The organism is Sphingobium sp. 15-1, assembly GCF_013375535.1.
GTDB classification, from domain to species: Bacteria; Pseudomonadota; Alphaproteobacteria; order Sphingomonadales; family Sphingomonadaceae; genus Sphingobium; species Sphingobium aromaticivastans.
Genome location: NZ_JABXJG010000002.1, coordinates 593,056 through 617,990, shown reverse-complemented (window position 1 = coordinate 617,990; position 24,935 = coordinate 593,056). Strand labels below are relative to the sequence as shown.

General features: G+C 63.7%; 29 protein-coding genes. 4 read left to right on the top strand and 25 right to left on the bottom strand.

The features are described 5' to 3' along the window. Nucleotides 1-31 precede the first annotated feature (31 nt). The 9 genes from HUK72_RS19015 to HUK72_RS18975 all read right to left on the bottom strand — a co-directional run bounded on the left by HUK72_RS19015 (nt 32) and on the right by HUK72_RS18975 (nt 8,095). Entirely contained in the window at nt 32-631 is a 600-nt protein-coding gene (locus tag HUK72_RS19015; RefSeq protein ID WP_066563049.1) for a malonic semialdehyde reductase, read from the bottom strand. A gap of 10 nt (nt 632-641) precedes the next feature. Then, entirely contained in the window at nt 642-1,226 is a 585-nt protein-coding gene (locus HUK72_RS19010; RefSeq protein WP_066563047.1) for a gamma carbonic anhydrase family protein, read from the bottom strand. Between the two features lie 4 nt (nt 1,227-1,230). Continuing rightward, a complete protein-coding gene (locus HUK72_RS19005) occupies nt 1,231-2,151 on the bottom strand; it encodes a zinc-binding dehydrogenase (RefSeq protein ID WP_066563045.1) in 921 nt (306 codons plus the stop codon). 101 nt (nt 2,152-2,252) lie between these two features. Next, the gene (locus HUK72_RS19000; protein WP_206377303.1) at nt 2,253-3,479 is read right to left on the bottom strand and encodes an acyl-CoA dehydrogenase family protein; all 1,227 of its coding nucleotides are present in this window, start codon (nt 3,477-3,479) and stop codon (nt 2,253-2,255) included. A 4-nt stretch (nt 3,480-3,483) separates the two neighbouring features. Then, entirely contained in the window at nt 3,484-4,116 is a 633-nt protein-coding gene (locus HUK72_RS18995) for a TetR/AcrR family transcriptional regulator (protein ID WP_066563041.1), read from the bottom strand. Next, nucleotides 4,113-4,925, bottom strand: a complete 813-nt coding sequence (locus tag HUK72_RS18990) for an SDR family NAD(P)-dependent oxidoreductase (RefSeq protein WP_066563040.1) — start codon at nt 4,923-4,925, stop codon at nt 4,113-4,115. Before HUK72_RS18990 ends, HUK72_RS18995 begins: the two co-directional genes overlap by 4 nt. Then, on the bottom strand, nt 4,922-6,091 hold the full coding sequence (locus HUK72_RS18985; protein ID WP_066563038.1) for an NAD(P)/FAD-dependent oxidoreductase: 1,170 nt from the start codon (nt 6,089-6,091) through the stop codon (nt 4,922-4,924). Before HUK72_RS18985 ends, HUK72_RS18990 begins: the two co-directional genes overlap by 4 nt. Nucleotides 6,092-6,105: 14 nt before the next feature. After that, the gene (locus HUK72_RS18980) at nt 6,106-6,681 is read right to left on the bottom strand and encodes a 3-phenylpropionate/cinnamic acid dioxygenase subunit beta (protein WP_066563033.1); all 576 of its coding nucleotides are present in this window, start codon (nt 6,679-6,681) and stop codon (nt 6,106-6,108) included. A gap of 28 nt (nt 6,682-6,709) precedes the next feature. Further along, on the bottom strand, nt 6,710-8,095 hold the full coding sequence (locus HUK72_RS18975) for an aromatic ring-hydroxylating dioxygenase subunit alpha (RefSeq protein WP_066563031.1): 1,386 nt from the start codon (nt 8,093-8,095) through the stop codon (nt 6,710-6,712). A 99-nt stretch (nt 8,096-8,194) separates the two neighbouring features. On the opposite strand from HUK72_RS18975, the gene HUK72_RS18970 reads away from it, so the two are divergent. Further along, the gene (locus tag HUK72_RS18970; RefSeq protein WP_066563029.1) at nt 8,195-8,401 is read left to right on the top strand and encodes a ferredoxin; all 207 of its coding nucleotides are present in this window, start codon (nt 8,195-8,197) and stop codon (nt 8,399-8,401) included. 115 nt (nt 8,402-8,516) lie between these two features. Next, nucleotides 8,517-9,665 (top strand): NADH:flavin oxidoreductase, encoded by a 1,149-nt coding sequence (locus HUK72_RS18965; RefSeq protein ID WP_082749139.1) that lies wholly within the window; start codon nt 8,517-8,519, stop codon nt 9,663-9,665. Nucleotides 9,666-9,695: 30 nt separating this feature from the next. On the opposite strand, the gene HUK72_RS18960 is transcribed toward HUK72_RS18965, so the two are convergent. The 5 genes from HUK72_RS18960 to HUK72_RS18940 all read right to left on the bottom strand — a co-directional run bounded on the left by HUK72_RS18960 (nt 9,696) and on the right by HUK72_RS18940 (nt 14,854). Then, nucleotides 9,696-10,421 (bottom strand): SDR family oxidoreductase, encoded by a 726-nt coding sequence (locus HUK72_RS18960; protein WP_066563026.1) that lies wholly within the window; start codon nt 10,419-10,421, stop codon nt 9,696-9,698. A gap of 22 nt (nt 10,422-10,443) precedes the next feature. Further along, complete coding sequence (locus HUK72_RS18955; RefSeq protein ID WP_066563024.1) at nt 10,444-11,445, bottom strand: NADP-dependent oxidoreductase; 1,002 nt, start codon at nt 11,443-11,445, stop codon at nt 10,444-10,446. Further along, a complete protein-coding gene (locus HUK72_RS18950; protein WP_172451733.1) occupies nt 11,438-11,881 on the bottom strand; it encodes a nuclear transport factor 2 family protein in 444 nt (147 codons plus the stop codon). The genes HUK72_RS18955 and HUK72_RS18950 overlap by 8 nt, the downstream gene beginning before the upstream one ends. Before the next feature lie 134 nt (nt 11,882-12,015). Then, a complete protein-coding gene (locus tag HUK72_RS18945) occupies nt 12,016-14,355 on the bottom strand; it encodes a membrane-bound PQQ-dependent dehydrogenase, glucose/quinate/shikimate family (protein WP_066563022.1) in 2,340 nt (779 codons plus the stop codon). Nucleotides 14,356-14,398: 43 nt separating this feature from the next. Then, complete coding sequence (locus HUK72_RS18940) at nt 14,399-14,854, bottom strand: nuclear transport factor 2 family protein (RefSeq protein ID WP_066563020.1); 456 nt, start codon at nt 14,852-14,854, stop codon at nt 14,399-14,401. A 155-nt stretch (nt 14,855-15,009) separates the two neighbouring features. Between HUK72_RS18940 and HUK72_RS18935 the strand changes: the two genes are divergently transcribed. Next, entirely contained in the window at nt 15,010-15,534 is a 525-nt protein-coding gene (locus HUK72_RS18935; RefSeq protein ID WP_066563017.1) for an ester cyclase, read from the top strand. An 87-nt stretch (nt 15,535-15,621) separates the two neighbouring features. After that, nucleotides 15,622-16,680, top strand: a complete 1,059-nt coding sequence (locus HUK72_RS18930) for a hypothetical protein (RefSeq protein WP_066563014.1) — start codon at nt 15,622-15,624, stop codon at nt 16,678-16,680. A gap of 22 nt (nt 16,681-16,702) precedes the next feature. On the opposite strand, the gene HUK72_RS18925 is transcribed toward HUK72_RS18930, so the two are convergent. The 11 genes from HUK72_RS18925 to HUK72_RS18875 form a co-directional block, all read right to left on the bottom strand. Next, entirely contained in the window at nt 16,703-17,458 is a 756-nt protein-coding gene (locus HUK72_RS18925) for an SDR family NAD(P)-dependent oxidoreductase (protein ID WP_066563013.1), read from the bottom strand. Further along, on the bottom strand, nt 17,455-18,294 hold the full coding sequence (locus HUK72_RS18920) for an alpha/beta fold hydrolase (RefSeq protein WP_226869703.1): 840 nt from the start codon (nt 18,292-18,294) through the stop codon (nt 17,455-17,457). The genes HUK72_RS18925 and HUK72_RS18920 overlap by 4 nt, the downstream gene beginning before the upstream one ends. 15 nt (nt 18,295-18,309) lie before the next feature. After that, on the bottom strand, nt 18,310-18,864 hold the full coding sequence (locus tag HUK72_RS18915; RefSeq protein WP_226869702.1) for a VOC family protein: 555 nt from the start codon (nt 18,862-18,864) through the stop codon (nt 18,310-18,312). A gap of 18 nt (nt 18,865-18,882) precedes the next feature. Beyond that, nucleotides 18,883-19,272 carry a MaoC family dehydratase gene (locus HUK72_RS18910; protein ID WP_066563007.1) on the bottom strand — a complete coding sequence of 130 codons (390 nt, stop codon included), beginning with the start codon at nt 19,270-19,272 and terminating at the stop codon, nt 18,883-18,885. After that, nucleotides 19,269-19,727 (bottom strand): hypothetical protein, encoded by a 459-nt coding sequence (locus HUK72_RS18905; RefSeq protein ID WP_102999843.1) that lies wholly within the window; start codon nt 19,725-19,727, stop codon nt 19,269-19,271. The genes HUK72_RS18910 and HUK72_RS18905 overlap by 4 nt, the downstream gene beginning before the upstream one ends. A 10-nt stretch (nt 19,728-19,737) precedes the next feature. Next, nucleotides 19,738-20,901 (bottom strand): acyl-CoA dehydrogenase family protein, encoded by a 1,164-nt coding sequence (locus HUK72_RS18900; RefSeq protein WP_066563004.1) that lies wholly within the window; start codon nt 20,899-20,901, stop codon nt 19,738-19,740. A gap of 62 nt (nt 20,902-20,963) precedes the next feature. Next, on the bottom strand, nt 20,964-21,518 hold the full coding sequence (locus HUK72_RS18895) for an NADPH-dependent FMN reductase (RefSeq protein ID WP_066563003.1): 555 nt from the start codon (nt 21,516-21,518) through the stop codon (nt 20,964-20,966). A 1-nt stretch (nt 21,519) separates the two neighbouring features. Next, the gene (locus HUK72_RS18890) at nt 21,520-22,296 is read right to left on the bottom strand and encodes an SDR family oxidoreductase (RefSeq protein WP_066563001.1); all 777 of its coding nucleotides are present in this window, start codon (nt 22,294-22,296) and stop codon (nt 21,520-21,522) included. Then, nucleotides 22,293-23,033 (bottom strand): alpha/beta fold hydrolase, encoded by a 741-nt coding sequence (locus tag HUK72_RS18885; RefSeq protein WP_102999844.1) that lies wholly within the window; start codon nt 23,031-23,033, stop codon nt 22,293-22,295. The genes HUK72_RS18890 and HUK72_RS18885 overlap by 4 nt, the downstream gene beginning before the upstream one ends. A 5-nt stretch (nt 23,034-23,038) precedes the next feature. Next, nucleotides 23,039-23,995 (bottom strand): VOC family protein, encoded by a 957-nt coding sequence (locus HUK72_RS18880; protein WP_066563000.1) that lies wholly within the window; start codon nt 23,993-23,995, stop codon nt 23,039-23,041. A gap of 54 nt (nt 23,996-24,049) precedes the next feature. After that, nucleotides 24,050-24,901: a fumarylacetoacetate hydrolase family protein gene (locus tag HUK72_RS18875; protein WP_066562999.1), complete on the bottom strand. Its 852-nt coding sequence runs from the start codon at nt 24,899-24,901 to the stop codon at nt 24,050-24,052. Nucleotides 24,902-24,935: the final 34 nt, after the last annotated feature.

Genomic DNA, 24,935 nt, shown 5'->3' with positions numbered 1-24,935 from the left:
GTTCGCCTTGTGGCGGACGCCTCACCCCGCATCATAGGTCGAGGCAGGCCTCTTCGAAATCAAGCCGGGGGTTGCGGGAATAGAGTCCTGCCGGATCGCCATAGCCGATATTGCACAGGAAATTGCTTTTCCACCGGCCGTCCGGGAAAAATTCCGCGTCGGTGCCCGCCTGATCGAAGCCCGACATCGGGCCGCAATCGAGCCCGAGCGCCCGTGCCGCCATGATGAGATAAGCGCCCTGAAGCGTCGAGGAACGCGCCACCGTGTCCGCGATCAGCGCGTCCTTGCCCTCGAACGTGCTGCGCATGTCACGCGACGGGAAAAGCTTGCCGTAAAATTCGTAAAATCGGGTGTCGCCCGCGATAATCACGGTGCAGGGCGCCTGCATCACCTTGTCGACATTGCCCGCGCTCAGATGGGGTTTCAGGCGAGCCTTGGCGGCGGCGGAGCGCAGGAAGACGAAGCGGCCGGGGTTGCTGTTCGCGGTCGTCGGTCCCCATTTGGCAAGGTCGTAAAGGGTTCGGACAGTCTCAGCGGTGACGGGCCGGTCGCTCCATTGATTATGGGTGCGGGCGTCGCGGAACAGCAGGTCCAGCATGGCATCTTCGGTCAAGACGGGCGTGTCGGGCATGATCGCTCTCTTATTTTGCGTTGGATTGGGCGATGCCCCGGTCATTCCAGCCCGCAGCGTCCTGCGCAAGGATTGCGTCGGCCTCTTCACCCAGCTTCGCCATGTCGGCATTTTCCCAGATGCGATGGCCGCCTGTGGCATAGGCGCGCCCATTGTCCCGATAGAGCAGCGCGTCGACGATGTTCGCGCGCAGCTTGTCGATGCGGCGCACCACGCGGCCGGGCGTACCCATGACGAGCGAATGCGGCGGGATCACGCTGTCGGGCGGCAGGAAGCTGTGTCCGGCAATGATCGAGCCGCGCCCTATGACGCACCGTTCCATGATGGTCGCGCCTATGCCGATCAGGCAGGCGGGTTCGATGATGCAGCCATGGACCACTGCGCCATGACCGATAGTGCAATAGTCGCCGATGATCGTGGGATCATCCCATCCGATATGGACCATCGCATGGTCCTGCACGCTGGCGCAGCGCCCGATCGATACATGCGCTCGTTCGGAACGGACGACGGCATAGGGCCAGAGGCTGCAATCGTCGCCCAGCCGCACATCGCCGAAGATGCGGACGGTGGGGTCGATATAAGCGGGGCTTCCCATGCGATCAGCGGGTGATGACGATCTTGCCATGGGGACTGCCGGCCTGCGCCGCCCACGCGTCGGCCGCATCCGCAAAGGCATAGCGGCATGTGTCGACGGTCAGGCCCTGGGTCATTGCCATGTCGATCAGCCGGTCATAGGCGGCGCGGCGCTCGCTGGCCGGCCGTTGCCCGGTGCCGACGCCGATATGGCTGCGGAAGACGAGATCGCGCAGGGACAGCGTGACCGTTGGCCCGGCCTGCACGCCGATGCTCATCATGCGCGCGCCGGGCCGGGTGGCGCGCATCGCCGCTTCGGCGGGCGGACCGTAGATGATGTCGAGCACGACATCATAGCCGCCTTGCGAAACCGCCTTCAGCGCTGCGTCATCATCGCCTTCGCCCAATAGGGCGATCGCATCGGCATGACCGGCGGCCTGCATGGCCTCCAGCCGTTCGCGGCTGCGCGCCGCCGCCACGACGCGGCCCGCGCCCAGCAGCCGCGCGACCTGCGCGCCGATCTGCCCGACCGGGCCGGTCGCGCCGAGAATGAGGACGGACTCGCCTCTGGCTATCCGCGCCTCTTCCAGCGGGATCAGTGAGCCGGTGCCGGAGATGGCGAGGGCGATCAACTGGTCGTCCGAAAGGCCGTCGGGGGCAGGCCAGATTTCCTCTTCGGCCACGAGCGTGCGTTCCGCGATGGCACCGAAGGGCGCTCTGCTATGGCCGAAATAGACGCGCCTGCCGTCATCCAGGCGCCCGACACCCTCGCCGCCCGGCACATAGGGCGCGCTGACGGGGCCGAAAAAGCCCTTCGCGCGCATGAGGTCGGTGGGGCCGATTCCGGCCGCCGCAACCTCTATGACGCGACAGCCGGGCTGGGCGGCTGGCTCGGGATGATCGGCCAGCGCGAAGCCGCCATCGCTGTCGATCAGGGCGGTCCGCATGGCGTTCCCCTATGGTCGTGATGGATGCGGCCGGGCCGCGGAGGAAGGAGGGTTGCCCATTCTTTCGACCGGGCAACCCTCCTTTCGATGGCTTATCGACCTCAATAGGCGCCCGGCGGCGAGATCGGATCGGCGCCGGTCAGGTTGCGGCCATAGATTTCATAGCCGATGGTCGGGATATTCTGGATATGCCGCAGCGCCATCGAAATGTCGCGCCAGTAGCGGTTGATCGGCTTGTCCAGCGCAAAGCCAGAGGACCCGGCCTGGAACATCAGCGATTCGCTGGCGCCATGAACCAGTTCGATCATCTGCGCGCCGCCTGCACGCTGCCTCGCCTTCTCCGCAAGGGTGAATTCCTCGCCCAGACCGACGCGGTCCAGCTTGGCGGTCAGGTCGAACAGGATCAGCTTGGCGGTATCGATCATCGCTGCCGCTTCGCCCAGATCGCGCATATAGGCGCCCGAACTGGTGCGCGGGCCGATGATGGTCGTCAGCACCGGCTTCTTGGGGGCCTCGGCGGTGACGATTTCCAGCATGGCCTCAACCGCGCCGATCAGCTGGGCGATGCCGGTGGTGCGGACGACGGGCACGGCGGGCAGCAGATCGGAGGGGGCGCCGAAATGGCGCTTCGTCCGGTCGATCTGTCCGGCGCGCTCATCCATGAGCACCATCTGGGCGTCGGGAATGAAAACATCCTTGGCGACCGCCGTGTCGGACCCGGTGCCCTGCATGCCGGAAACGAACCATGTGTCTTCGATGGTCATGCTGTCCATCGGCAGATAGCACATGCTGATGCCGGGAACGACGGGACCGTCATATCCTTCCAGCACCACGCCCTGCTGCGCCCAGTTCGACTGCCGCGAACCGGACATATAGGGCCATTTGCCGTTGATGATCCAGCCGCCGTCGACCTTGCGCGCCTTGCCGGGAGGGTTGTAGGCGCCGCAGACCGACTGCGGACTGCCGCCGAACACCGCGTCCTGCACGCCATCGGGCGCGAGGCTGGTGATCCAGCTCGTTCCGTTGACGATCTGGATCACCCAGCTGATAGCGGGATCGCCCTTGGCGATTTCCATCTGCACCCGGCAGAAATCCGTGGGGGAGAGGCCCATGCCGCCCAGCCGCTGCGGCAGGAGCATACGCAGGAATCCTTCTTCCTTCAGCATCTTGTCCACGGCGGGGGTAGGATTGCGCCGCTTCTCGCCCTCGGGCGCCTCGCTTTGCAGGAAGGCGCGAAAGCCGCGCGCTTTTTCCACCATCGCGTCAGCGACAGCCTTTTCGGCAAAGCCGCACTGGATTTCATTATCCACCTTGGGGGCAGTAGCCATCAGTTCATCCTTTCTTATGTTCGCTATGGTGCCCGGCGATCTGCAATGCCCATTCGCACAACCGATCGGGCGCGCTGTTCCAGATCGCCAGCCACTCCGGAGTGGCGGGAATGATGAGAGTGCTCAGTTGCAGGCGGACCATCGTGTCGCAGAACGCGTCCCGGTTGATCCGGCTGTCGATGAGCATGTCGAAATAGTCGAGTACCGGATCCAGCGCACGCTGGACCGCGGCCTTATGGCGACCGAAATGGCTGCGCAGGAAATTGAGATGGAAGGCCGGTTCGACCTCGAAAATGCCTTCGGGCGAGCGTTCGATCGTGAAGCGGCCGTAAAAACGCATCACCGCGCGGAAGCGCTCGATCGGCTCAACAATGCTTTCGCCCGATTCCACAATGCCCTTTTCGAAGCTGCTGCAGATATATTCGCTGAAGGCCGCCAGCACTTCCTCCTTGGAGGCGAAATAGCGGTAGAGCGTGCCGCGCGAGACGCCGCTGCTCTCGCTGATGTCGCTCATCGACAGGCGGCGCGCGCCAATAGAGTTGATCGCGCGCAACGTGCCGTCCATGATCTTCTGGACGCTGCCCGATTGATCGGTGGCGACGATTTCGTTCCAGTCGGCGTGCGGCATCAGTTTCATGTCTGGGCTTCCATCTCTGCCAGATTGTGCGGAACGCTCACATAGCCCGGCAGATGCTGACCGCCATCCACATTGATCAACTCGCCATTCACAAAGCGCGACATTTCCGACGCGAGGAACAGGACGACCGGGCCGATATCCTTTTCCGGGTCGCCCGCGCGCTTGAGCGGGTTGCTGGCGGTCGCCATCTCAAGAAAGCCGGGGACGTTTTCGGCTAGGTCCGCAAACACCTGCCCCATGCCGGTCGGCGCGATGGCGTTGGTGCGGATGTTGAACCGGCCCCATTCGACCGCCGCGGTCCGGGTAAGCCCCAGAATCGCGCCCTTGTTCATATTATAGTCGGCGTGAAGCCATGCGCCGGTCTGGGCGTCGATCGAATAGAAATTGATGATCGAGCCGCCGCCGCGCGCCTTCATATGCGGGAAGGCGGCGCGCATGGCCCACCAGCTCCCCCAGGTGCCGATCTCCAGTGTCCGCTGAAGCATCTCGTCCGTTTTCTGCTCCAGCAGCACATTGGGCGAAAGCTGCGACGCATTGTTGACCAATATGTCCAGCCCGCCAAATTCGCTGACGGCGCGATCGATCATCGCCTCCACTTCGGTCTTGACGCCCATGTCGGCCGACATGCCGACGGCGCGGACGCCGAAGCTTTGCGTGATTTCCGCCGCGACGGTTTCAGCGGCGGCCCCGTCCCGGCCGGTGATCAGCAGATGCGCGCCTGCCTCTGCAAGGCAGCGGGAAATGCCGTAGCCCAGCCCCTTGGCGCCGCCGGTGACGATTGCGACCTTGTCCTTCACCAATCCCGTCACGCTACCGCTCCTGTCATCTGCTCGCTCAGGGCACGGTCCATGTCCATGCGTTCCTGGCAATAGTCTTTTGTGAAAACATAGCCGCGGATCGCCCCGTCCGCGTCGTGATAATGATATTTGATGCCGCGCTCGTCATTGGCGATTTCCTGCCACTGTCCTTCCACGCCCATGGGCGCGGGCAGCAGGACGACGGGATAGGCGGTGGTCTTGACCTGTACGGACAGCGGCGGGAAGCGGATATCCGTCGGCGTGCCGAGCGCGCTGGGCGCGATGGCGCGGGCGGCGGCCATGATCGGGGTCACATAGGCCGCCAGTCCCTGCGGATATTCGGCGCAATCGCCGATCGCATAGATGGCGGGATCGCTGGTGCAGCCCGTCTGATCGACCTTGATGCCGCGCGCGACCTCCAGCCCCGCCTCCTGTGCGAGCTGGATATGCGGACGCAGCCCGACGGCGGAAAGAACCGCCGCCGCCTCGATCACCAAGCCGTCGTCCAGTTCGGCCCTGATTCCGCTTTCGCCCTTATGGATGGCCAGAACCTTGCGGCCTAGATGCCATTCCACGCCCTTTTCGGACAGCGCGTCGCGGATCATCTGACCGACGCCCGGCGGCACGAGCTGGGCCAGGGGATGGCCGAGCATGTCGACGACCACCGGCTGATAGCCGCTTGCGGAAAGGTCGTTGGCAAATTCGGTGCCGACAAGGCCCCCGCCCATGACGAGCACGCGGGCGCCATCTGGCAAGGCCTCCCGAAAGTCGCGATAATTGTCGAGATTGTTGACCGCGAGCGCGCGGTGCGCGGCGTCCCCGTCGATCGGCGGCCGGACCGGATCGGCGCCCATCGCCAGCACCAGCCGGTCGTAGAAGATCGGCCCGCCGGTGGTCAGAACGGCCTTGTCCTGCCGGTCGATCGCTTCGACGATACGGCCGGCCCGCAGATCGAGCTTCAGCTGCGCGACCATCTTTTCCGCCGGCGTGGTGATCAGCGTATCGGCAACCTTGCCCTTGGCGAGCGCGGTCGACAAAGCGGGCTTGGAATAGAAATGCCCGTCATCCTGCGTGACCAGCGTCAGCCGGGCGTCCGGCGCAAGCTTGCGAAGCTCACGCAGGACGCCATAGCCGGCAAGGCCGCTGCCGACGACCACGATATGCGGGGTTTCCGTCACCGAAGCCGCTCCGGTCAGAGGAAGATGGCGAAGTTGGACATGCCGAGCGTCGACTGGTCGACGATGATTTCCCGGCTCGCCAGCTTGTACGCGCCGTCGACCAGCCGCCAGATGTCGCGGCGTTCGGCGCTGATCGTCTCATTCTCCGGATTGTCCATGCGGCTGCGCTCGACATAGAGGTAGCTCACAACCTCATATTCGCCGGCCGTTTCGCTTTCGGCGATGCGGACATTGGTGACGAAGCGGCGCGTGCGCGACGGCGGATCTTCGGCCCAGGCGCTCTTCGCCAGACGGCCGGTCCGCATCAGGATCGAGCCGTAATTCTCGTCGAAATGCTTCATCGTGCGCACCACGTCCCGGTCCTTGTTCGGACCGTTGCGGGTGAGGCGGAGGGGAGCGGTGTAGCTCAAATCCTGTTCCAGATAAGCCACCCAGTCGTCGAACCGGCGTTCGTCGAGCGCGGCGGCTTCGTCATAGAGGGTTTCGAGCAGGCGGTTATAGACTTCCGACCCGAGCGGCACTCGCTTGGTGGAGACAAGACCGCGCAGGACGCTGGTCTTGTCGATGGCGGCGGTCGCGTAGTTCACCATGATATCTGTCCTCTCTCGTCGCCGCGGCTCAGGCTTCGGCCATCAGATTATAATAGGCCATCCACCAGGCCCATTGCGTGTCGTCCTTGGTGAAGCCGGGATAGAGATCGCCGCCGCCGACCCAGCCTTCGGGACGCTCATGGCCGTGCAGCGCCTGATATTTGAGCGTGATGGTCTTGCTCATATGGCCACGCGAATTGCGCATGATCTGCGGCCAGGTGTCGGCGTCGTCCTGCTCGATCGTACCCGACGTGCCGGTCGACCAGATGGCGTTCTGGAGCATGTCGCGCTTCACATCTTCCGGCGCGTCCTTTTCCGCGAAGATGAAGTTCACGAACTCCACCTTGTCCGGCCCCTTGGGGACATAGGTGTGCAGCGACAGGGCGCCCGAAGCGCCGCCATCCGTGCGGGGCGCGAAGATGAAGGCGATCAGTATGTTGGGGAACATGCCGCCGACCTGGGGCGGGATGTTCGCCAGCTGCTTGACCTGATCTTCCGACAGATTCTCGAACAGCTGAGGGATCAATTCCTTGGTGATGCCGGGCGGCGGCAGCAGATGCAGCCGTTCTTCCGTGGTTTTTCCCTCGAAGCTGACGTCTGCGAACATCTTGAAGGTCTGCGCCGCTTCCAGGCAACGCAGCGTGTGGCCCTGCGGCACAGAAAGGTCGACGCCATACATGCCCGGCGCGGTGTCGTAGATCGACTCCGCGGTGCCGCCCATGATCCCGCCTTCCATCAGCGAACGGTGCAGCGTCAGGGTGTGGAAGCCGTCCGAGCCGGATTGTTCGCCGGGGATCTTCCAGTTGCACGGCAGCACGAAGCGCTGGGGGGGGCCAAGCATCTCAAGGCCATTGTCGGTGCGGCAGAAAAGCTGATCGAGGTAGAATTTGGCGTCGCCCAGATAATCCTCGAACGACAGATCTTTGTTCCAGGTGGCGAAGATCAGGCCGCCATAGAGATGGACGCGGGCCTTTTTGAGGCCCAGCTCGTCCTTCGAACGCTTGTTGCCGTGCATCTGCTCCTTTTCGATCGGCGCGCCGATGAAGCTGCCGTCCGCGCGGAAGGCCCAGCCATGATAGATGCAGCGATGGGCGTGGGCATTACCCGCTTCCGCCGTGCAGACCTTCATGCCGCGATGGGGGCAGACGTTCAGCATGACGTGGATTTCGCCGCTGCGGTCGCGCGAGACGATCACATTATCTTCCGCCATGTCGCGCATGACATAGTCGCCCGCCTTGGGAATTTCCGACTCATGGCCAAGGAGCAGCCAGGTGCGCGCGAAGATGCGCTCCATCTCCAGCTCATAGAGTTCCTTGTCGTTCATCACCCGCAACGACACTTCGTTCATGTCGCGGTCGATGAGGTCGTCAAGCGTCGTTCCGTCGCTCAGCGTCAGCCCGGCATTGTGCAGCATCTTGCTCTCCTGGAGGATTTCCTTGATTGAGTCGTGTTATACATATTGAACTAAATCTGTTCAAGGTGTAATGTCGCTTAAAGAGGAAGGAGAGGCTGGATGAGCCAGAAACTGAAAGTTGTGATCGATAAGGCGGCCTGTTGTGGCTATGGCGTTTGCGCCGAGATATGCCCCCAAATTTACAAGCTCGATGCCAATGGTATCGTGTATGTGGACGACGAGATCGTCCCCGAAGGACTGGAGGAACTGGCCCGGGAAGGGGCCGAAGCCTGTCCGCAGTCCGCCCTTGCCATCGAAGAAGTCTGAAGTCGGCGTGACCATGCGCGGGTCCGGGGGGGCGGATATCCTGTCGCTCGATAGGTTTTTGGCGCTCGTTCCCTGCGGCACGGTCGTTTGACAGGCAGATGAGAGGATCGCGTTGATGGGGCAGGCCGAGATTTTATATACACCGTTCACGATCGGCTCGCTCCACCTGCGCAATCGGTTCGTGATGGCGCCGATGACGCGGAATTTCTCGCCGGGCGGCATCCCCTCGGAAGGGGTGGCCGGCTATTATCGGCGGCGGGCCGAAGCCGATGTGGGGCTGATCATCACCGAAGGGGTGGGGGTCGACCATCCCGCCGCAGTGGGACGCGAAACCATGGGCGGCGGCGCTTCGCCCGTCCTGCATGGCGAGGAAGCGCTGGCGCGCTGGCGCGACATCGTGGCCGGCGTGCATGACGCTGGCGGCCTCATCATCCCCCAGCTATGGCATCAGGGCGTCATTCGCGTGCCGGGCACGGGCTATCATCCCGATGCGCCATCAGCCCGTCCGTCCGGCATCTGGGGCCCGACCGACAAAGCGATCGTGCCGCCCGATTATCTGGAACAGGTGCGGGCACCCACCGCGCCGCTGACCGACAGCGAAATCGGCGACCTGATCGCCGCCTTCGCCCGCAGCGCGGCCAATGCGAAGGCGGTGGGTTTCGACGGCGTGGCCCTGCATGGGGCGCATGGCTATCTGATCGACAGTTTCCTGTGGCGTCATACCAATATGCGGGAAGATCGCTGGGGCGGCGGGATTGCCGAGCGCGCGCGCTTCGCGGTCGAGCTGGTGCGGGCGATCCGGGCCGCGACCGCGCCCGATTTTCCGGTCATTTTCCGCTTCTCCCAGTGGAAGCTTCAGGATTATGAGGCACGCAATGCAGAAACGCCCGGCGAGCTGGAAGCGATGCTGGCTCCCCTGGTCGAGGCGGGGGTCGACATATTCGACGCGAGCACGCGCATCTTCACGGCACCGGCCTTCGAAGGCTCCGACATGGGGCTGGCGGGTTGGGTCAGGAAACTGACCGGTAAACCGACCATCGCGGTCGGCGGGGTGGGCCTTAGCAAGGATTTGCAATCCTCCTTCGCGCAGCCGACCGTCATGACCGACAATCTGGCGCTGGTGGCCGACAGGATGGTGCGCGGCGAATTCGACCTGATCGCGGTCGGCCGCGCGCTGCTGATGGATGCCCAATGGGTGGCCAAGATGCGCAATGGCGGCGACGTCAATCCGTTCCGGCTGGACGCCTACGCCACGCTGGACTGATCGCCGGACACTCCGGCTCCGGCCGGGGCGTCAATGGCTGTCCGCTGCGGCATAGACCTGGATGCGGGCGATGTTGGTGCGTTCGGACTGCTGCGCGATGACCGCGACGGCGTCGGCGATGTCGCTGGGCAGCATCGGCGGGATGAAGCTGTCCCAGGACGGTTGCCCCCTGGCCTTCATATCCTCGAAAATCTCGGTGCTGGTCGTGCCGGGCGCGACAATGCCGACCTTGACGCCCGACCCGGCGAGTTCGACCCGCAGGCAGTCGGTAAACGCCTCCAGCGCGCGCTTGAGGCCGCCATAGACACCCACACCGGGGGCGGTGATGTTCGCGCCGATGCTGGATATGTTGATGATCTGGCCCCTGCCGGCCGCCTTCATCGTCCGCGCGAAAAGGGTGCTGGCGCGCACCACCGCTTCATAGTTGATCGCGATCATCGGGCGCAACTGATCGAGGTCGAACGCGTCGATCGGCGCGGCGTGCAACATGGCGGCATTGTTGACCAATATGTCGGCCCGATCGAAGCGGTCGAGGACGAAATCGTGCAGCCTTTGCGGCGCGTCCGGGTCCGCCATGTCGGCGGCAAAGGCCGTGCTGCCGCGGCCCAGTTCCTCTGCCAGTTCGGTGAGGCGGTCGGCGCGGCGGGCGACCAGCACCAGGGTCGCGCCCGCTGCCGCAAGCGTGCGGGCGCTGGCCGCGCCGATGCCCGACGATGCGCCGGTGACGATGGCAATCTGCCCTTCCAGATGATCCATGACGTGACTTCCTCTTTTCAGATCAGATAAGACGGATCAGCCTCTTGCCGTCATTTTCGCCGCGATAGAGACCAGCGAGCGCGTCGGGGCAGGATTCTATGCCGTCCAATATATCCTCGCGCCATGTGAGCCGGCCCTGCGCGATCCATGTCCGCAATTGCGCTGTCGCTTCGGCATAGCGATCGGCATGGTCGAAGATGACGAAGCCTTCCATACGGGCGCGTTTGACCAGAAGATGGCGTTCGACGCGCGGCCCGGTGGGCCATGGCTCCCAGCGGTCGATCGATGCCGTTCCGCACACAATGACGCGCCCGCGCTGTGCCAGATGCGGCAGAACCGAGTCGCTGATCGCCCCGGCGACATTGTCGAAATAAATGTCGATACCCTTGGGCGCATGCTCGGCGATCGCCGCGCTTATGTTCCCGGCGCGATAATCGATGGCGCAGTCATAGCCATACTCATCCACGCAGCGTCGCGCCTTGACCGGCCCGCCCGCGATGCCGATCGTGCGGCAGCCAAGGATGCGGGCGATCTGGCCGACGGCCGAACCGACCGCGCCGGCCGCCGTGGATACCGCGATGGTCTCACCCGCGCGCGGCTGGCCGATCAGGGTAAGGGCCAGATAGGCCGTCATGCCGTTGATGCCCAGAATGCCGAGCGATGCCCGCATCTCCGGCGCGGTGGTGCGCTGGACGACCTGATCGGCTGCGAGGCAGGCATAGTCCTGCCAGCCGAACCAGCCGGACACATGCTCTCCCACCGCATAGTCGGGATGCGCGGAGGCCACGACCTCGCCCACGGCAAGGCTGCGCATGACCGAACCGATGGCGACGGGCGCGGCATAGTTGCCCGCATCGGCGATCCAGCCGCGCATCGCCGGTTCGATCGAAAGATAGTGATTGCGCACCAGAATCTGACCCGGCGCAGGCGGTTCGACCGGCGCCTGCCGGATCGCGAAATTTTCCGCCTGCGCGATTCCCGACGGGCGGGAGGTCAACAGGACCTGGCGGTTGAGATCAGCCATCCAGCCCCGCTTTGACCATGGTGAATTTCCGGCGGGAAATCTTCCATCCGTCCGAGGTGCGGACCAGGCAATCCTCATAATAGCCCGCCGCGCGATGGGTCACGCCGCCTTGGGTCGCCTCCGGCAGGAGCGCATCGACATAGCTGCGCGCGTGCACCTCATCGTTGCGCTTCTCTATCACGATATTGGTGATCCGGTGCAGCGTCGGCCCCATATGGCGGTGGGCGTCGGCCATATATTCGGCGATTTCGCGCGGGCCGCGCCAATGCCCGAAACTGCCGTAATCGGCCTCGCAATCCTGCGCGAAGCAGGTCCGGAACAGCGGCCAGTCACGCGTGTCGATGCCGGTGGCGTAGCGCAGCAACACATGTTCGATCGCACGTTCATCATCGGCGCCGACGGGCAAGCGTCTCACCAGACTGCCATGTGCGGGCATGTTCATCCTCCCCTAGTTTCGGCTGAAAACATAAAGAGGCGCCGGCTAAACTTGCCCGCCAAAGGATAGGATCGACTGTCATCTTCCGGCGATTTATAGCCTCGGCAGGCCCAGCCACCAACGGGCGGCCGCCTCTATTTCCGGTTGGGCAGTGCGTAGGCGATCAACGCGTCGCCCGCACCTGACAGCATTGCGCCATGTCCGCCCGCCGCGATCACCACGAACTGGCGTCCGCTCGCGTTCGACCAGTAGGTGGTGGGAGAGGCATTGCCGCCGGCGGGCAGTCGCGCCTTCCAGAGCAGCCGGCCGGTCGTCGTCTCATAGGCGCGGAACATATGCTCCTGCGTCGCGCCGATGAAGGTGACGCCGCTCGCGGTAGCCACCGACCCGCCGATATTGGGCACGCCCATGGGAATCGGCACGAACGTTGGCAGGGCCAGCGGGCCGCTGTCGCGCGAGGTGCCGAATATCCTGCTCCAGACCAGTTTTCCGGTCTTGAGGTCCACCGCGTTGATGCGGCCATAGGGGGGCTGCTGGCACGGAATGGCGAGCGGGGAGAGGAAGGGCGCGATATGGGCGGCATAGGCCACGCCCATCTGGGCGACCGGCCCACCGACATCGCTCATATGGGCGGCGTTCATCGGCCTGATGCCCTGTCGGTCCGCGACGGCTCTGGGGATCAGGCGATTGTAATTGCCGACCTGGTTGTTGTTCACGATCATCAACCCGCGCCGGGGATCGACCGATACCCCACCCCAGTCGATCCCGCCGAGATAGCCGGGCCAGGTGAGGGTGGGATGCTCAGTCGACAGCGGGGTCATGTCCCCGTCGAAGCGGGCCTGGCGGAAGCGGATGCGGCACATCGCCTGATCGATCGGCGTCAGACCCCACATGCTCTTTTCCGCCGGACGCGGCCCGCCGAAACTGGGCATGCCGACCGAATAGGGCTGGGTCTTCGACAGGCGTTCGCCGGGAACGGCGCCCTGCGGGACTGGGCGTTCCTCGACCGGCAACAGCGGCTTGCCGGTCGCCCGGTCGAGGAAGAATATCTCCCCGCGCTTGGTCGGCTGGAGCAGGCCGCGCACGCCGCCGGGAAGATCGACCAGCGTGGGCTGGGCGGGCACATCATAGTCCCACAGGTCATGATGGGTCGTCTGGAAGGACCAGCGCACCGCCCCGCTCTCCGCGTCCAGCGCCAGCACGGCACTGGAATAGAGGTCATCATTGACGGTGCGATGCCCGCCGAAATAATCGGGCGTTGCATTCCCTGTCGGCACATAGACGAGGCCCAGCGCTTCGTCCGAGCTCATGGGCGCCCAGCTATTGGGCGTGCCCGGCGTAAAGACGCCGCCGCGCGGCGGCAGCCCGTGATCGTCGGGGCGACCGATGTCGAAGGCCCAGGAAAAAGCGCCCGTGACGGCATCGAACGCCCGGATGACGCCGGAAGGCTCCCTGATTTTCTGACCATCCATCACCCAGCCGCCCAGAACGAGGCGGCCGCGCACGAGGGCGGGGGGCGAGGTGACGAAATAATAGCCCTTGTCGACCGTTCCCAGTCCCGCCTTCAGATCCACCTGACCGCCCTGTCCGAATCCGGGGCAAAGTCCGCCGGTCACCGCATCGAGCGCGATCAGCCGGGCGTCGAGCGTCGCGGTGTAGATGCGCTCGGCGCAATAGCCATGGGCCTGCGGGATGCGATAATAGGTGACGCCGCGGCAGACGAGGCCATAGACACCCGCGAGATCGGTCTTGGGCCGGTGCCGCCATAATTGTCGCCCCGTTTCCGGATCGAGCGCGATCACATCATTATTGCCCGCACACAGGAACAGGCGATTGCCCACCTTGAGCGGATTGACCTGAAAGGCCGTGCCTTGCTTGCCATCGGTGAGTTTGCCGGTGTGGTACGTCCATGCCCTTTCCAGATGGCCGACATTGGCGGGCGTGATCTGCGCCAGCGGCGAATAGCGCGATCCGCCCCGGTCGTTGCCATAGGCCACCCAGTCGCCATCGGCGGCGCGGGCCGGTCCCGCGCCCCACAGAGCGCTGCCCGCCGGCGGCGAACGATCCGCCCAGAAGGCGGCGCCGATCGCGCCGACGAGGAGCAGCAGAAGACCGGGCCACAGCATGCGTGCGCCGGGCAGGGGGCGGTCAAGGCCGACATGCCGCCGGTAATAGGGGGTGAACATGTAGAGGCCCATGGCGACCGGCATGGCCAGCCGGGGCGCAAGAGCCCAGCCGTCCAGTCCGACCTCCCAAAGCGACCAGCAGAGATTGGCCGCGAGAAAGGCCCAATAGAGGGTGACCGAGAGGGGCGAACGGCGCCAGCCGAGACAGGCCGCACTCACCATCATGAGGCCGGACACACAATACCAGCTTGACCCGCCGAGCAGGGCGAGCCGTCCCCCCAGCCACAGCAGCGACAGGCCGGCAAGAAGCATCGACAGGATGAAAATCATGTTCAGAAAGCGGCGCATCAGGCTCCCCCCTTGGAATCCGGCAAAAGCTGTGAGGGGAGAATCAGGCAGGCAATTGTGCCGCAAGCCAGTCCGGTACATTGATCCGGTAGCACTTCTGCTCATAGAGTCGGCTGATCTTCCAGCCTTGCCCGGTGCGGACGAAATCATGATGGTACCAGAGGCCGAAGACCAGCGTATCGGCCGTTTCGCCGTTGCTGACCGTCATCGGATTATAGCAGGCGGTTTTGGTCTTCGCCCGGTCGCCCGCGATCTGATATTGGGTGGTGGACACGGCATGCTGAAAGGCGAGGATCAGCGTCAGACTTTCCGCCAGGAAGGACTTTATCTCCGCAAGGCCCCCGACGACGCCCACCATTTCCGAATAGTCGATCACGGCGTCTTCGGTGAAATAGCGGTCCAGTGCGTCCCAGTCGCGTGTATCCACCGCGTAGCAATAGCCCACGATCAGATCCTGAATCTCGAACCTGTCCGACATTTCCTGCAGGGTCAGTGTCATGGCCTCTCCTCCTTCATTCTATAGAATGGCTGCTGACACAGTGCGGAAGGCGCGCCGCCTTCCATTGGGTAGGTGCCGAGCGCGGCGGCTAAGGGGAATGAAACGTCACTCCCGGGATCGATCCCGTGGACCGTTTTTTAATCAAGGAGACTATTATGGGCCTCGCCCCGTTCACGGAAGCCGATTTCGTCCTGTCGAAGGAGAAGCGGGCAGAAATCACCGCCGGGCTGACCGAGCGGCAGGCGTACATGGTCAATCACTGGATGGACCTGCACGAGGTCATCAACCGCGGCGACTGGGACGGCATGGACCAGTTTTTCAACACCGACAGCATGACCTATGACAATCCCAACCGGCCTGACCTGGGAACCTATCATGTCTGGAAGACCTCGCCGCAGGGCCTCTACACGACTTTTCCGCCCAGCATCTATCGCACGCTGAAGGCCTGGGGCCGCGGCGAGGACGAGATCTGCGTCCTGTGTCACCATCATGGCAAGCATACCGGCGGTCCCTATATGGGTGTCCAGCCGACCGGGAACGAGTTGAACGTGCTGTGGTTCTCGTGGCTGCGATTCCGCGGCGACAAGATCGATCACATCTATTCGATCTCCGACGTGCTGACGATGCTGAAGGATCTGGAAGTCATCGACGTTCCCCAGCCCGTCGATCCCTATAAGTGACCAACAGGCCGATCCGGCGCGGCGAGGGCGCGCCGGATCGATGAAGGGGGCTGGTCTGGAATTCGGCCGGAAAGGGAAGATAAGGGCATGAAGCGGTCTGTCGACCTCAGGATCGATGTCAGCGATGCAGTGGACCTCGGCATGGCGGCGCACATGGCGGTCACGGTCCATCTGCCGGACCTTGCGACACTGACCAACCGCATGACCGTTTGCTTCGCCTTCCCCGGCGGGGGCTATTGCCGACGCTATTTCAGTTTCGACATGCCGGATGGGTCCGGCGGCGGACAGGCGGGTTTCCATTGCGACCGCGGATGGATTTTCGTCACCTGCGACCATCTGGGATTTGGCGAGTCGACCATCGCCGAAGGCAATGCCCTCAATCTCGATAATGTCTCGGCGGCCAACGACGCCATGGTGCGGCAGGTCATGAGACGGCTGGAAGCGGGCACCCTCGTCGATGGGCTGCCCCCGGTCGTCGATGCCACATGCCTTGGCATAGGCCAATCGATGGGCGGATGCTTCACCATCGTGGCGCAGGGCAATCACGACACATTTCACGGCATCGGCGTGCTGGGCTATAGCGGCATCCATACCGTCGTGCCGACCCGGCCGGGACAGCCTCCGGCCGCATGGCCCTGGATTTCGCGCCGCTCATCGCTCGACGCGCCGCATGTCCTGAACGCGGCCGCGCTGGCGCAAGCGCCGGGCGTGACGCTGGGCGACGCCGAGGCGCTTCAGGCGGCGGCACGGGCAGGTGAGCATCCCTTTCAATGGTCTTTTCACCATGATGATGAACCTGCGGACATCGTCACGCTCGACATGATGGCGTCCGCAGGGCTGGTCGATCCGCTGCCCGAATGGCGTTCGGCGACCACGCCCCCATGCGGTGTATATATGGTCGCGCCGGGCGCGGTGGCGCTGGAAGCGGCCGCCATACGCGTGCCTGTGCTGATCGCCATGGGCGAACGCGATGTCGTGCCAGACCCTTTAGCCGAACCCAGAGCCTATAAGAGCGCGGAAGACATTCAACTCTTCGTGTGTCCCCGCATGGCGCATATGCACAATTTCGCGCCCACCCGCGTCCGCTTCTGGGAGCGCATCCATAATTGGGGCGATGGCGTGGCGGCGCAGCGCCTGCTGGGCTGAGCGGAACCCTTACCGCCGACTTTTAGAGGCTGAAGCCCCCATCGACGATCAAGGTCTGGCCGGTCATATATTGCGCCCTTTCCGAGGCCAGAAAGGCCACGGCTTCGGCGATATCCTCGCCGCTGCCGAAGCGTTGCAGGGCAATGCGTTTGCGCTGTGCTTCCCAGATTTCAGGCGAATAAAGCGATCTCAGGAAGTCGGCGCCCAAGCCGGCATCGATGATTCCCGGAGCGACCATATTCGCCCTGATGCCGTAGCGGCCTTCCTCCTTGGCGATCGCGCGGCCCAGGGCTTCCATCCCCGCCTTGGGTACGGAGGAGAGGGCGTCGCCGGGTGGGAAGCAGTAGTTCGCGACCGAAACGACGGTAACGAAATTGCCGAAGCCTTGAGCGCGGAAATGAGGAAGCGTGGCGGATACGATGCGGGTGAAGCCGACCAGTTCGATCTCGATGACTTCGCGCCATTGGTCTTCGCTGATCTGGCTGACGAAGGGCTGGGCTATTTCGACCCCGCTGGCGAAGACCATCGTGCCGATGGCGCCGAATTGCTCGACCGTCTCGCGAATGCCGGTCTCTATCGAGGCGCGATCGGAAAGATCGCAGGTAACGGACAGCGTCTCACAAGAACTATTGGGCAGAGACGCCGCGACCGCCAGCGCCTTTTCACGGCTGGACCGGTAGCCGATGGTTAGATGATCCCATTCGGTCGACAGCCGTCGGCAGATCGCGCTGCCAAGGCCGCCGGTGCCACCGACGACGAAGGCCGCGCCCTTCATCATAACGGCAAATGATGAGCCAGATGGTGGAGCAGGCGATCGGCAAAGGCATCATTGCGGTCGCCGGTGAACATGTGGCCGACACCATGGGCGATCTCGATCTCCAGTTGCGGGGCCAGTGCCCGAAACTGCCTGACGCTCTCGTCCGAAACGATCTCGCTCAGTTCCGCCTTCACAAGGACAAGCGGTGATTTTACGCGCCGGGCCGCGGCAATGAGCGCTTCCCCTTCCGAGGGGGGATGAAGAAATTCCGGCGCCGTCGTGCGCGGGTCCCAGTGCCAGAACAGGCGTCCATCTTCCTCGCGCATCGATTTGGCGAGGCCGGAAACGTCTGGCAGGCGGGGCTGGCCAAGATGGGCGTGCAGCGCATCGGCCGCTTCCTCCAGCGACGCGAAACCGGAATCGCTGGCGCGGAAGAAGCCGCGAATGTCCTCCACCCCCGTATCGACCATATAGGGCGCGACGTCGGCCAGCATGATGAGGCGCACCAGATCGGCGTGGCGCGACCCGCCCACCAGCGCCGATTGCCCGCCGCGCGAAGCCCCCACCAGGGCGATCGGCCTGCCGAGGGCATGGATGATGGCTTCGACATCGCGGCCATAAGCTTCCAGCAGATAGTCGCCGTCGCTGGCCCAGCCACTGTCGCCATGGCCCCGCAGATCGAAGGTCAGGCCATAATAGCCGGCTTGCGCCACTCGCCGGGCCGAACCCGCCCAGGAACGACGGCTTTGGCCGCCGCCATGGAAGAAGCAGACAGGCGGAGCGGCCGGGTCGCCATAGGCGTCCGCGACCATCTCCAGCCCGTCACCCGGCAGGCTTATCTGTGTGGGGGGCGTCATGCCGGAGCCATGCATTTACCCGGCGGCCACCGGCGGCACCATTTCCGCGAAAGACGGGTGTTCGCCGGGGCCCTTATAGGCGAATTTGCCCGGCGCGTGGTGCCACTTGCCGTCGTTGCGGCTCTCATAGGGCGAGGCGACCTCGATCAGGCAGCCATGGGTACTCTTATGGCCGACCCAGCTCCACTTCTGCCATGTCATGTCCGGATCGTTGAAGGTCTGACCGCCGCCGGGCAGGTGCAGCCCTTCGGCGCGCAATTTCTCCATCGCGCCCGGCACGTCGTCGGTGGCATAGCAAAGATGATGGACATGCTCGCCGACCTTTTCGAGGCGATCGCCCATGGGCGTGCCGGGGGCCGGCTGAATGAACTGGATTTCCGTGCCGCCATTGTTGACGAACGTCGCCCACTTCATGCCCGCATCGGCACCGCTGGAAAATTCATCATATTTGACAAGACGTTCTTCCAGCGATGCCGGATCGAGCACGCGCAGGATTTTGGTCCAGTCTTCGATCGCCTTTTCCAGATTGCTGACGACCATGCATACATGGGCAAAAGGTCCGCTAGGCATTTACTTTCTCCTCATCTCTTATAATTCCACCGTGGCCGTGCCGGAATTGACCGTGCCCCGGCCATCCACATCCAGCGAGAATTCGCAGGTGACGACATTGCCTTCGATCGCCGCGACCCTGCCCGTCACCACCGCCCGGTCGCCGCCATAGACATTGTCCAGAAAGCGCGAATCCATCGCCTTGATCCGTCCGCCGGGGAAGGCGCGCATCAGCATGTTCATCATATAGGCGACGTTGATCGGACCCTGGTTGATGACCCGGTCACCCAGCCCCTTCGCCTTCACCACCTCGACATCGAGATGGATGGGGTTGGGATCGGCGAGAAACACGGCCCACTGCTTCATGGCTTGCGGGCTGACGCTCTCGATCGTGAAGGGCGGCAGCGCATCTCCGATGGCGTAGCTCATGCGGCGAACTCCTTGCGGGGCAGAACCCACACATTATCGGTTTCCAGCACCTGCGTTCCATCGAGCAGGTGCAGGCGCAGGCGATAGGTCATCACATCCATGACGCCGAGCTTGCGGCTGCGCTTACGGACGAGGCTGAGAATCTCTCCCGTCACTCTGTAGCTTTCGCCGACCTTCAGCGGCGCATAGAACCGCACGCCGCTGCTGCCCATCATCGGGCCATCCTCGACATCGAATTCGCACGCTTCGCACACGCCGGCCACCGTCTTGCCCATCGCGACCTGGGTGGCGATATAATAATAGATCGGATGCGCGCTTCCGTCCCCGGCCGGCTCGATCCCGGTCGAGCGGCACAGGGCGGCATTTTCCTCAGCCGTGATGGTAAAGACCCTGGTGCCGTCCAGCGATGTGCCGGCGGCGTCGGGTGCGGGTGGAAGATCGTCAAGATCGCTCATGGCGGGTCCCTTAGAAAGAACGCGGCAGGCCGAGGCTTTCGGCAATCGTGTTGCGCACCATTTCGTTGCTGATCGGGGTCATCCGCAGGATGCGGTGATCGCGCCAGTAACGCTGCATGTCGGTTTCCGCCGAATAACCCATGCCGCCCAATATCTGGATGCCGAGGTCCGCAGCCTTCACGGCATTTTCCGTGGCGACCATCTTGAGCATGTTCGCCTCGGTTCCGCATGGCATGCCGTTGCTCTGCATCCAGGCGACATTGTAGAGCAGCAATTCGGTGAGCTTCTGCCAGGTCGCGATGTCCGCGACATAATGCTGCAAAATCTGGAAGCGGCCGATAATGCCGCCGAACGCCTTGCGTTGCAGCATATATTCCAGCGCGTCTTCCAGTACCCCGTCGATCGCGCCCAGACACTGCGCGCCGACCATGATCCGCTCATTGTTGAGCGTGGGCAGCATCGCGTACCAGGCCTGCCCGGGTTCACCCAGCACGTCCTCGTCGGGGACGAAGACATCCTCATAATGGACCTCGCACGAGCCCATGGCGCGCATGCCGAGCTTGGGCAGGAGCGAGGCGGTGATGCCGGGCGATTTGGCGTCGACGAAGAACATGGTAAGGCCATGATGCTTCTTCTCGACATTTTTGTCGGTGCGGGCGAGGACGAGCAGCCTGTCGGCGGCCTTGGCGCCGGTCGTCCACATCTTGGCGCCGTTCAGCTTCCAGCCGCCCTCGACCTTTTCGGCATGGGTTTTCATCGCGCCCAGAACATCGGTGCCGCCATCGGGCTCGGTCATCGACAGCGAGACGCGCAGCTTGCCCTGTGCCATGGGACGCAGCCAGCGATTTTTCTGCTCCTCCGTGCCGACCGCGCCGATCGTCTTCGCGCCGCCGAAGGAGGTGAGGCCCCAGACCCACAGCAGGCCACCGGCCGTTCGCGCAAATTCGCGGGCGAAGATCATCTGCATCATGACGTCGCCGCCCAGCCCGTCATATTCCTCCGGAATGCCTATCCCGAAAAATCCCTGCTCGGCGATCTTGTCCCACAGCGCGTAGGGATAATTTTCTTCGTCGGCTTCCAGCGCGCGCATCCAGTCCTTGGGCGCTTCCGCATCGACCCAGCGGCGGACAATGTCCCTGAACGCCTGCTGTTCCTCGGTGAGTGAAAAATCCATCGTCGTTCCCGTTAGTGGCCCTACGACTAAGCGCCTGTCGGACGCGTTGCGAACCTATCCAACTATAGGGCGGGCCGTCGGCAGAAACTGAACAGCTGGCCCACCATCATCCCCAACTGATCGGGGATAGGCGCGTTTTCGATCGGGTCGCCTTCACCGCCGATGGTATTGATGGCGATGCCCAGCGGCGTCGGCCAGCCCCTAAGCGCGTGGGTGATCACCCGCAGTTGCTGGAGCGTGGCGACCGCTGCCTGCCAGCCGGCCGCCGTTGCCACGCAGCCTACGGGAAGGCCGTCGAAATAGCAGCGCTCGTCGCGGCTCATATCCTCGACATAATCGAGCGCATTCTTCACGAAGCCGGAGATCGCGCCATGATAACCCGGTGAGCCGATGATGACGGCATCCGCCGACCGCAGGACGTCGACATAGCGTCGCGCCGCATCCGAACGGTCCGGATTTTCAGGCGCGTAAGACGGGAAGTCGATATCCTCCCCGGCCAGCAGCGTCGTGCGCGCGCCGCGTTCCTCTGCGATGGCAAGCGCCTTGCGAAGCGCCCGCTCGGTGGAGGAATAGGCGCGCATGGTGCCGCCAATGGCGACGACATGAAGCTGGGTCATATCAGATCGACAATCCTCCCTCGACCGGAATGACCGATCCGGTGACATAGGCGCCCGCGCGCGAGGCGAGATAGATGGCTGCCCCCGCCAGATCCTCCGGCGTGCCGACGCGGCCGCGGGGGACCATCGATTCCACCATCCTGCGCATCTCGTCGGAGGTGATGACCGTCATCTCGGATTCGAAGAATCCGGGCGCGATCACATTGGCGGTGATATTGTCGCGGCCAAGCCGCTTGGCGAGGCTCTTGGCCATCCAGTGGATGGCACTTTTCGAGGCCTGATAGGCGTAATTTTCCTTGGGCCCCACCTTGAGCGCGCCGACCGACCCGATGTTGATGATCGATGCGGGGCGGTCCGCCGTGCCGCCCGCGCGGAGCAGGGGCAGGAATTTCTGGAGGGTGAAGAAGGGTGCCTTCAGGTTCAGGTCGATGACCGGGTCCCATTCGCCCTCGCCATATTCGTCGATGGGCGCGTCCGCCATGGTCCCTGCATTGTTCACGAGGGCGTGTACGGCCTGCTCCCGCGCGGACACCGCCGCGACCAGAGCCTCTATCCCGACGAGCGTCGACAGGTCGGCGACGAGGCCGGTGCAGTGGCCGCCCGTCGTGGCCGCAATCTCCGCCGCGGCCGCCATCACCTTGGCCTCCGTCCGGGCGCAGATATAGACCTTGGCGCCCGCAGCGGCAAAGCCGGTTGCGATATGGCGGCCGATGCCGGTCGACCCGCCCGTGACGATGGCGACGCGGTCCTTTACCGAGAACAGTTCGGCCGCATTCATGCTTTTGCTCCCGCGGCGGCAATCTTCAGAATGAGGTCGGTCGTACCCTCCGGATCGCCCACCAGCAGGGCGTGATCGCCTGGATGGTCATGGATGGTCCAGCCCAGTTCGCGCGCCCGGTCGTGCATGGCGGTCATCACCGTGACGGCCGCCGCGATATAGTCGACGGGCTGGGTGATCGTCTCGGCACCCACGGGGATGACACAGGCGGTTGCCTTCATCGGCTGGTCCGACAGATTGTCGAGCAGCCATTTCTCCCGCGCCGGGTCCATGAGATGCGGATGGTCCTTGGCGGCCGCGCGCTGCATGTCATGCACGCCCGAACCGATCGGGCCTTCGCCCGCTTCGAGCATCGCATCCAGCGCGGCGAGCTGATCTTCGGGAACATAGCCCATGAGGGACGCGATCCGTTCCCCCGACCGGGGCACGATGGCGTCGAGATAGATGATCCTGGCGATGCGGTCGCCCACCTCGGCAATGACGCCGGGCGCGACGGTTCCGGCATAGCTGTGCGCCACCAGCACAACGTCGCGCAGATCCTCATATTTGAAGACATTGACGATGTCGCGCACATGGGTCGCATTGCCGACATCGCGGCCGATCAGATGTTCGCGCTCGCCAAAGCCGGTGAATGTCGGGGTGTAGACCTTGTGTCCCCTGGCCTCCAGCAGTTCGCGGACATATTTCCATGTCCAGCCGCCCATGCCGCCGCCATGGAGAAGTAGGAATGTGGTCATGACGATCAGGCCTCCGCCGGTTCTGTGTTCTGGATGAATTCGGGGAATGGGTCCGGCCCCCACAGGAACATGCTATCCTCCGGCGCATGATTGGCGGCCGGCCAGTCGACATCATGCGGGATGAAATCGATATCGGCCGAATATTCGCTGAAACTGCCCCACGGATCGCGCACATAATAGAAATAATTGGCGCCCAGCACATGCTGGCCGACGCCCCAATTGGGACCATAGCCCGCCCGCGCCATGGTCGCGCCGCCCAACCCCACTTCCATCACAGACCCGACGTCCCAGCTATTGTGATGCATGCCCCGCCGATCGGAAAGGACGAGGGCAAGCAGGTGATGGTCGCTGCCATGGACGCCATGCAGGAAGGCGACGGCCGGTTCGCTCTTGTCCGACAGGCGCAGGCCCAGCGTTTTTTCATAGAAATCGATCGCGGCATTCACGTCGGTCGTGAAGATCGCGAAATGCGAAAGGCGGCGGGGGTGGACCTTCGGCGCCTTGCTGTTGGGAATGGCGCCGGATTGGCCGGGCGCCGCGCTGGTGAAGGTGAAATGGCTTTTTTCCGATGGCGTCGCCTTGTCGGCGGCGCGGACATTGGTGGGCAGGCCATCAAAGCCCGCGAACCAGATGCCGCCGGTTTCGGCGCCTTTGGGCGCGTCGATGCGGGTGACGCCGCAACTGTCGAGATGGGCGGCGAACGCTTCCATCTCATCGGGATAGATGCCGAAGCTCAGATAGCGCAGGCGCTTGGTGTCGCCGCTCTGGCTCAGCACGCCCCAACGATGCGGATTGCCGGCTGCATATAATTCCAGCGTGCCATTTCTGTCCCGGACTTCAAGCCCGAAGAGCGTGTAGAATGTCCGCGCTGCCTCCAGATCGGGCACTTCGACCGCGAAATGATCGATGGAATGGACGCCCAAAACATTGGCGCGGCGTCCCGACGGGCTTTTCTGGTTCATCCTTCCCTCCTTGGCTGGCCGGGCGCCGACATGGGACGGCACCCGGCCTTTCGTTCAGGCTGCTTTGATGGGGTTCACAAGCAGGCCGATCTTCTCGATTTCCACTTCGCACACATCGCCATCCTTCATGAACAGCGGAGGATTGCGGGCAAGACCGATGCCCGACGGCGTTCCCATCACCAGAACGTCGCCCGCCTCCAGCGTGAAGCAGGTGGAGAGCAGGGCGACCGTGTCGACCACGTCGAACACCATGTCGGAGGTGTTCGCGCTCTGCACCACCTGACCGTTCAGGCGGGTTTCGATCTTGAGACCGGCGCCGCCCGCCGGCAGTTCATCGGCCGTGACCAGCCAGGGGCCGAAGGCGCCGGTATCGTCGAAATTCTTGCCGACCGTCCACTGCGGCGTCTTGAGCTGATAGTCGCGGACAGAACCGTCGTTGAACACCGAATAGGCGACGATATGCGACAGCGCGTCGTCCTTGCTGATATTCTTCCCGCCCTTGCCGACGACCGCGACCATTTCCGCTTCATAATCGAGCTGATCGGAGCAGGCCGGCTTGATGATCGGCGCGCCATGTCCGATGAGGCTCGAATTGAATCGGCCAAACACGGTCGGAAATTCCGGCACGTCAAAGCCGCCTTCGGCCGCGTGATCCTTGTAATTGAGACCCAGGCAGAGAATTTTCGGCGCCTTGACCAGCGGCGGTAGGAAGATGAGGTCTTCCACCTTCACATCTTCGCCCTCGCCGCTGACTTTGGCGCCAGCGTCCGTCAGGGCACTGCCGCCGCTGGCGATCAGCGCGTCCAGATCATAGAGCGCAGCGTCACCGAACAGCGCCTTGACGCCCGCGCCCGTGTCCACTGCCAGACCCACCGCGCCATTCCTTGTCACCTTGGCCAACCGCATATTCAAACCTCCTGAGAATCTTTTTCAAACCGCT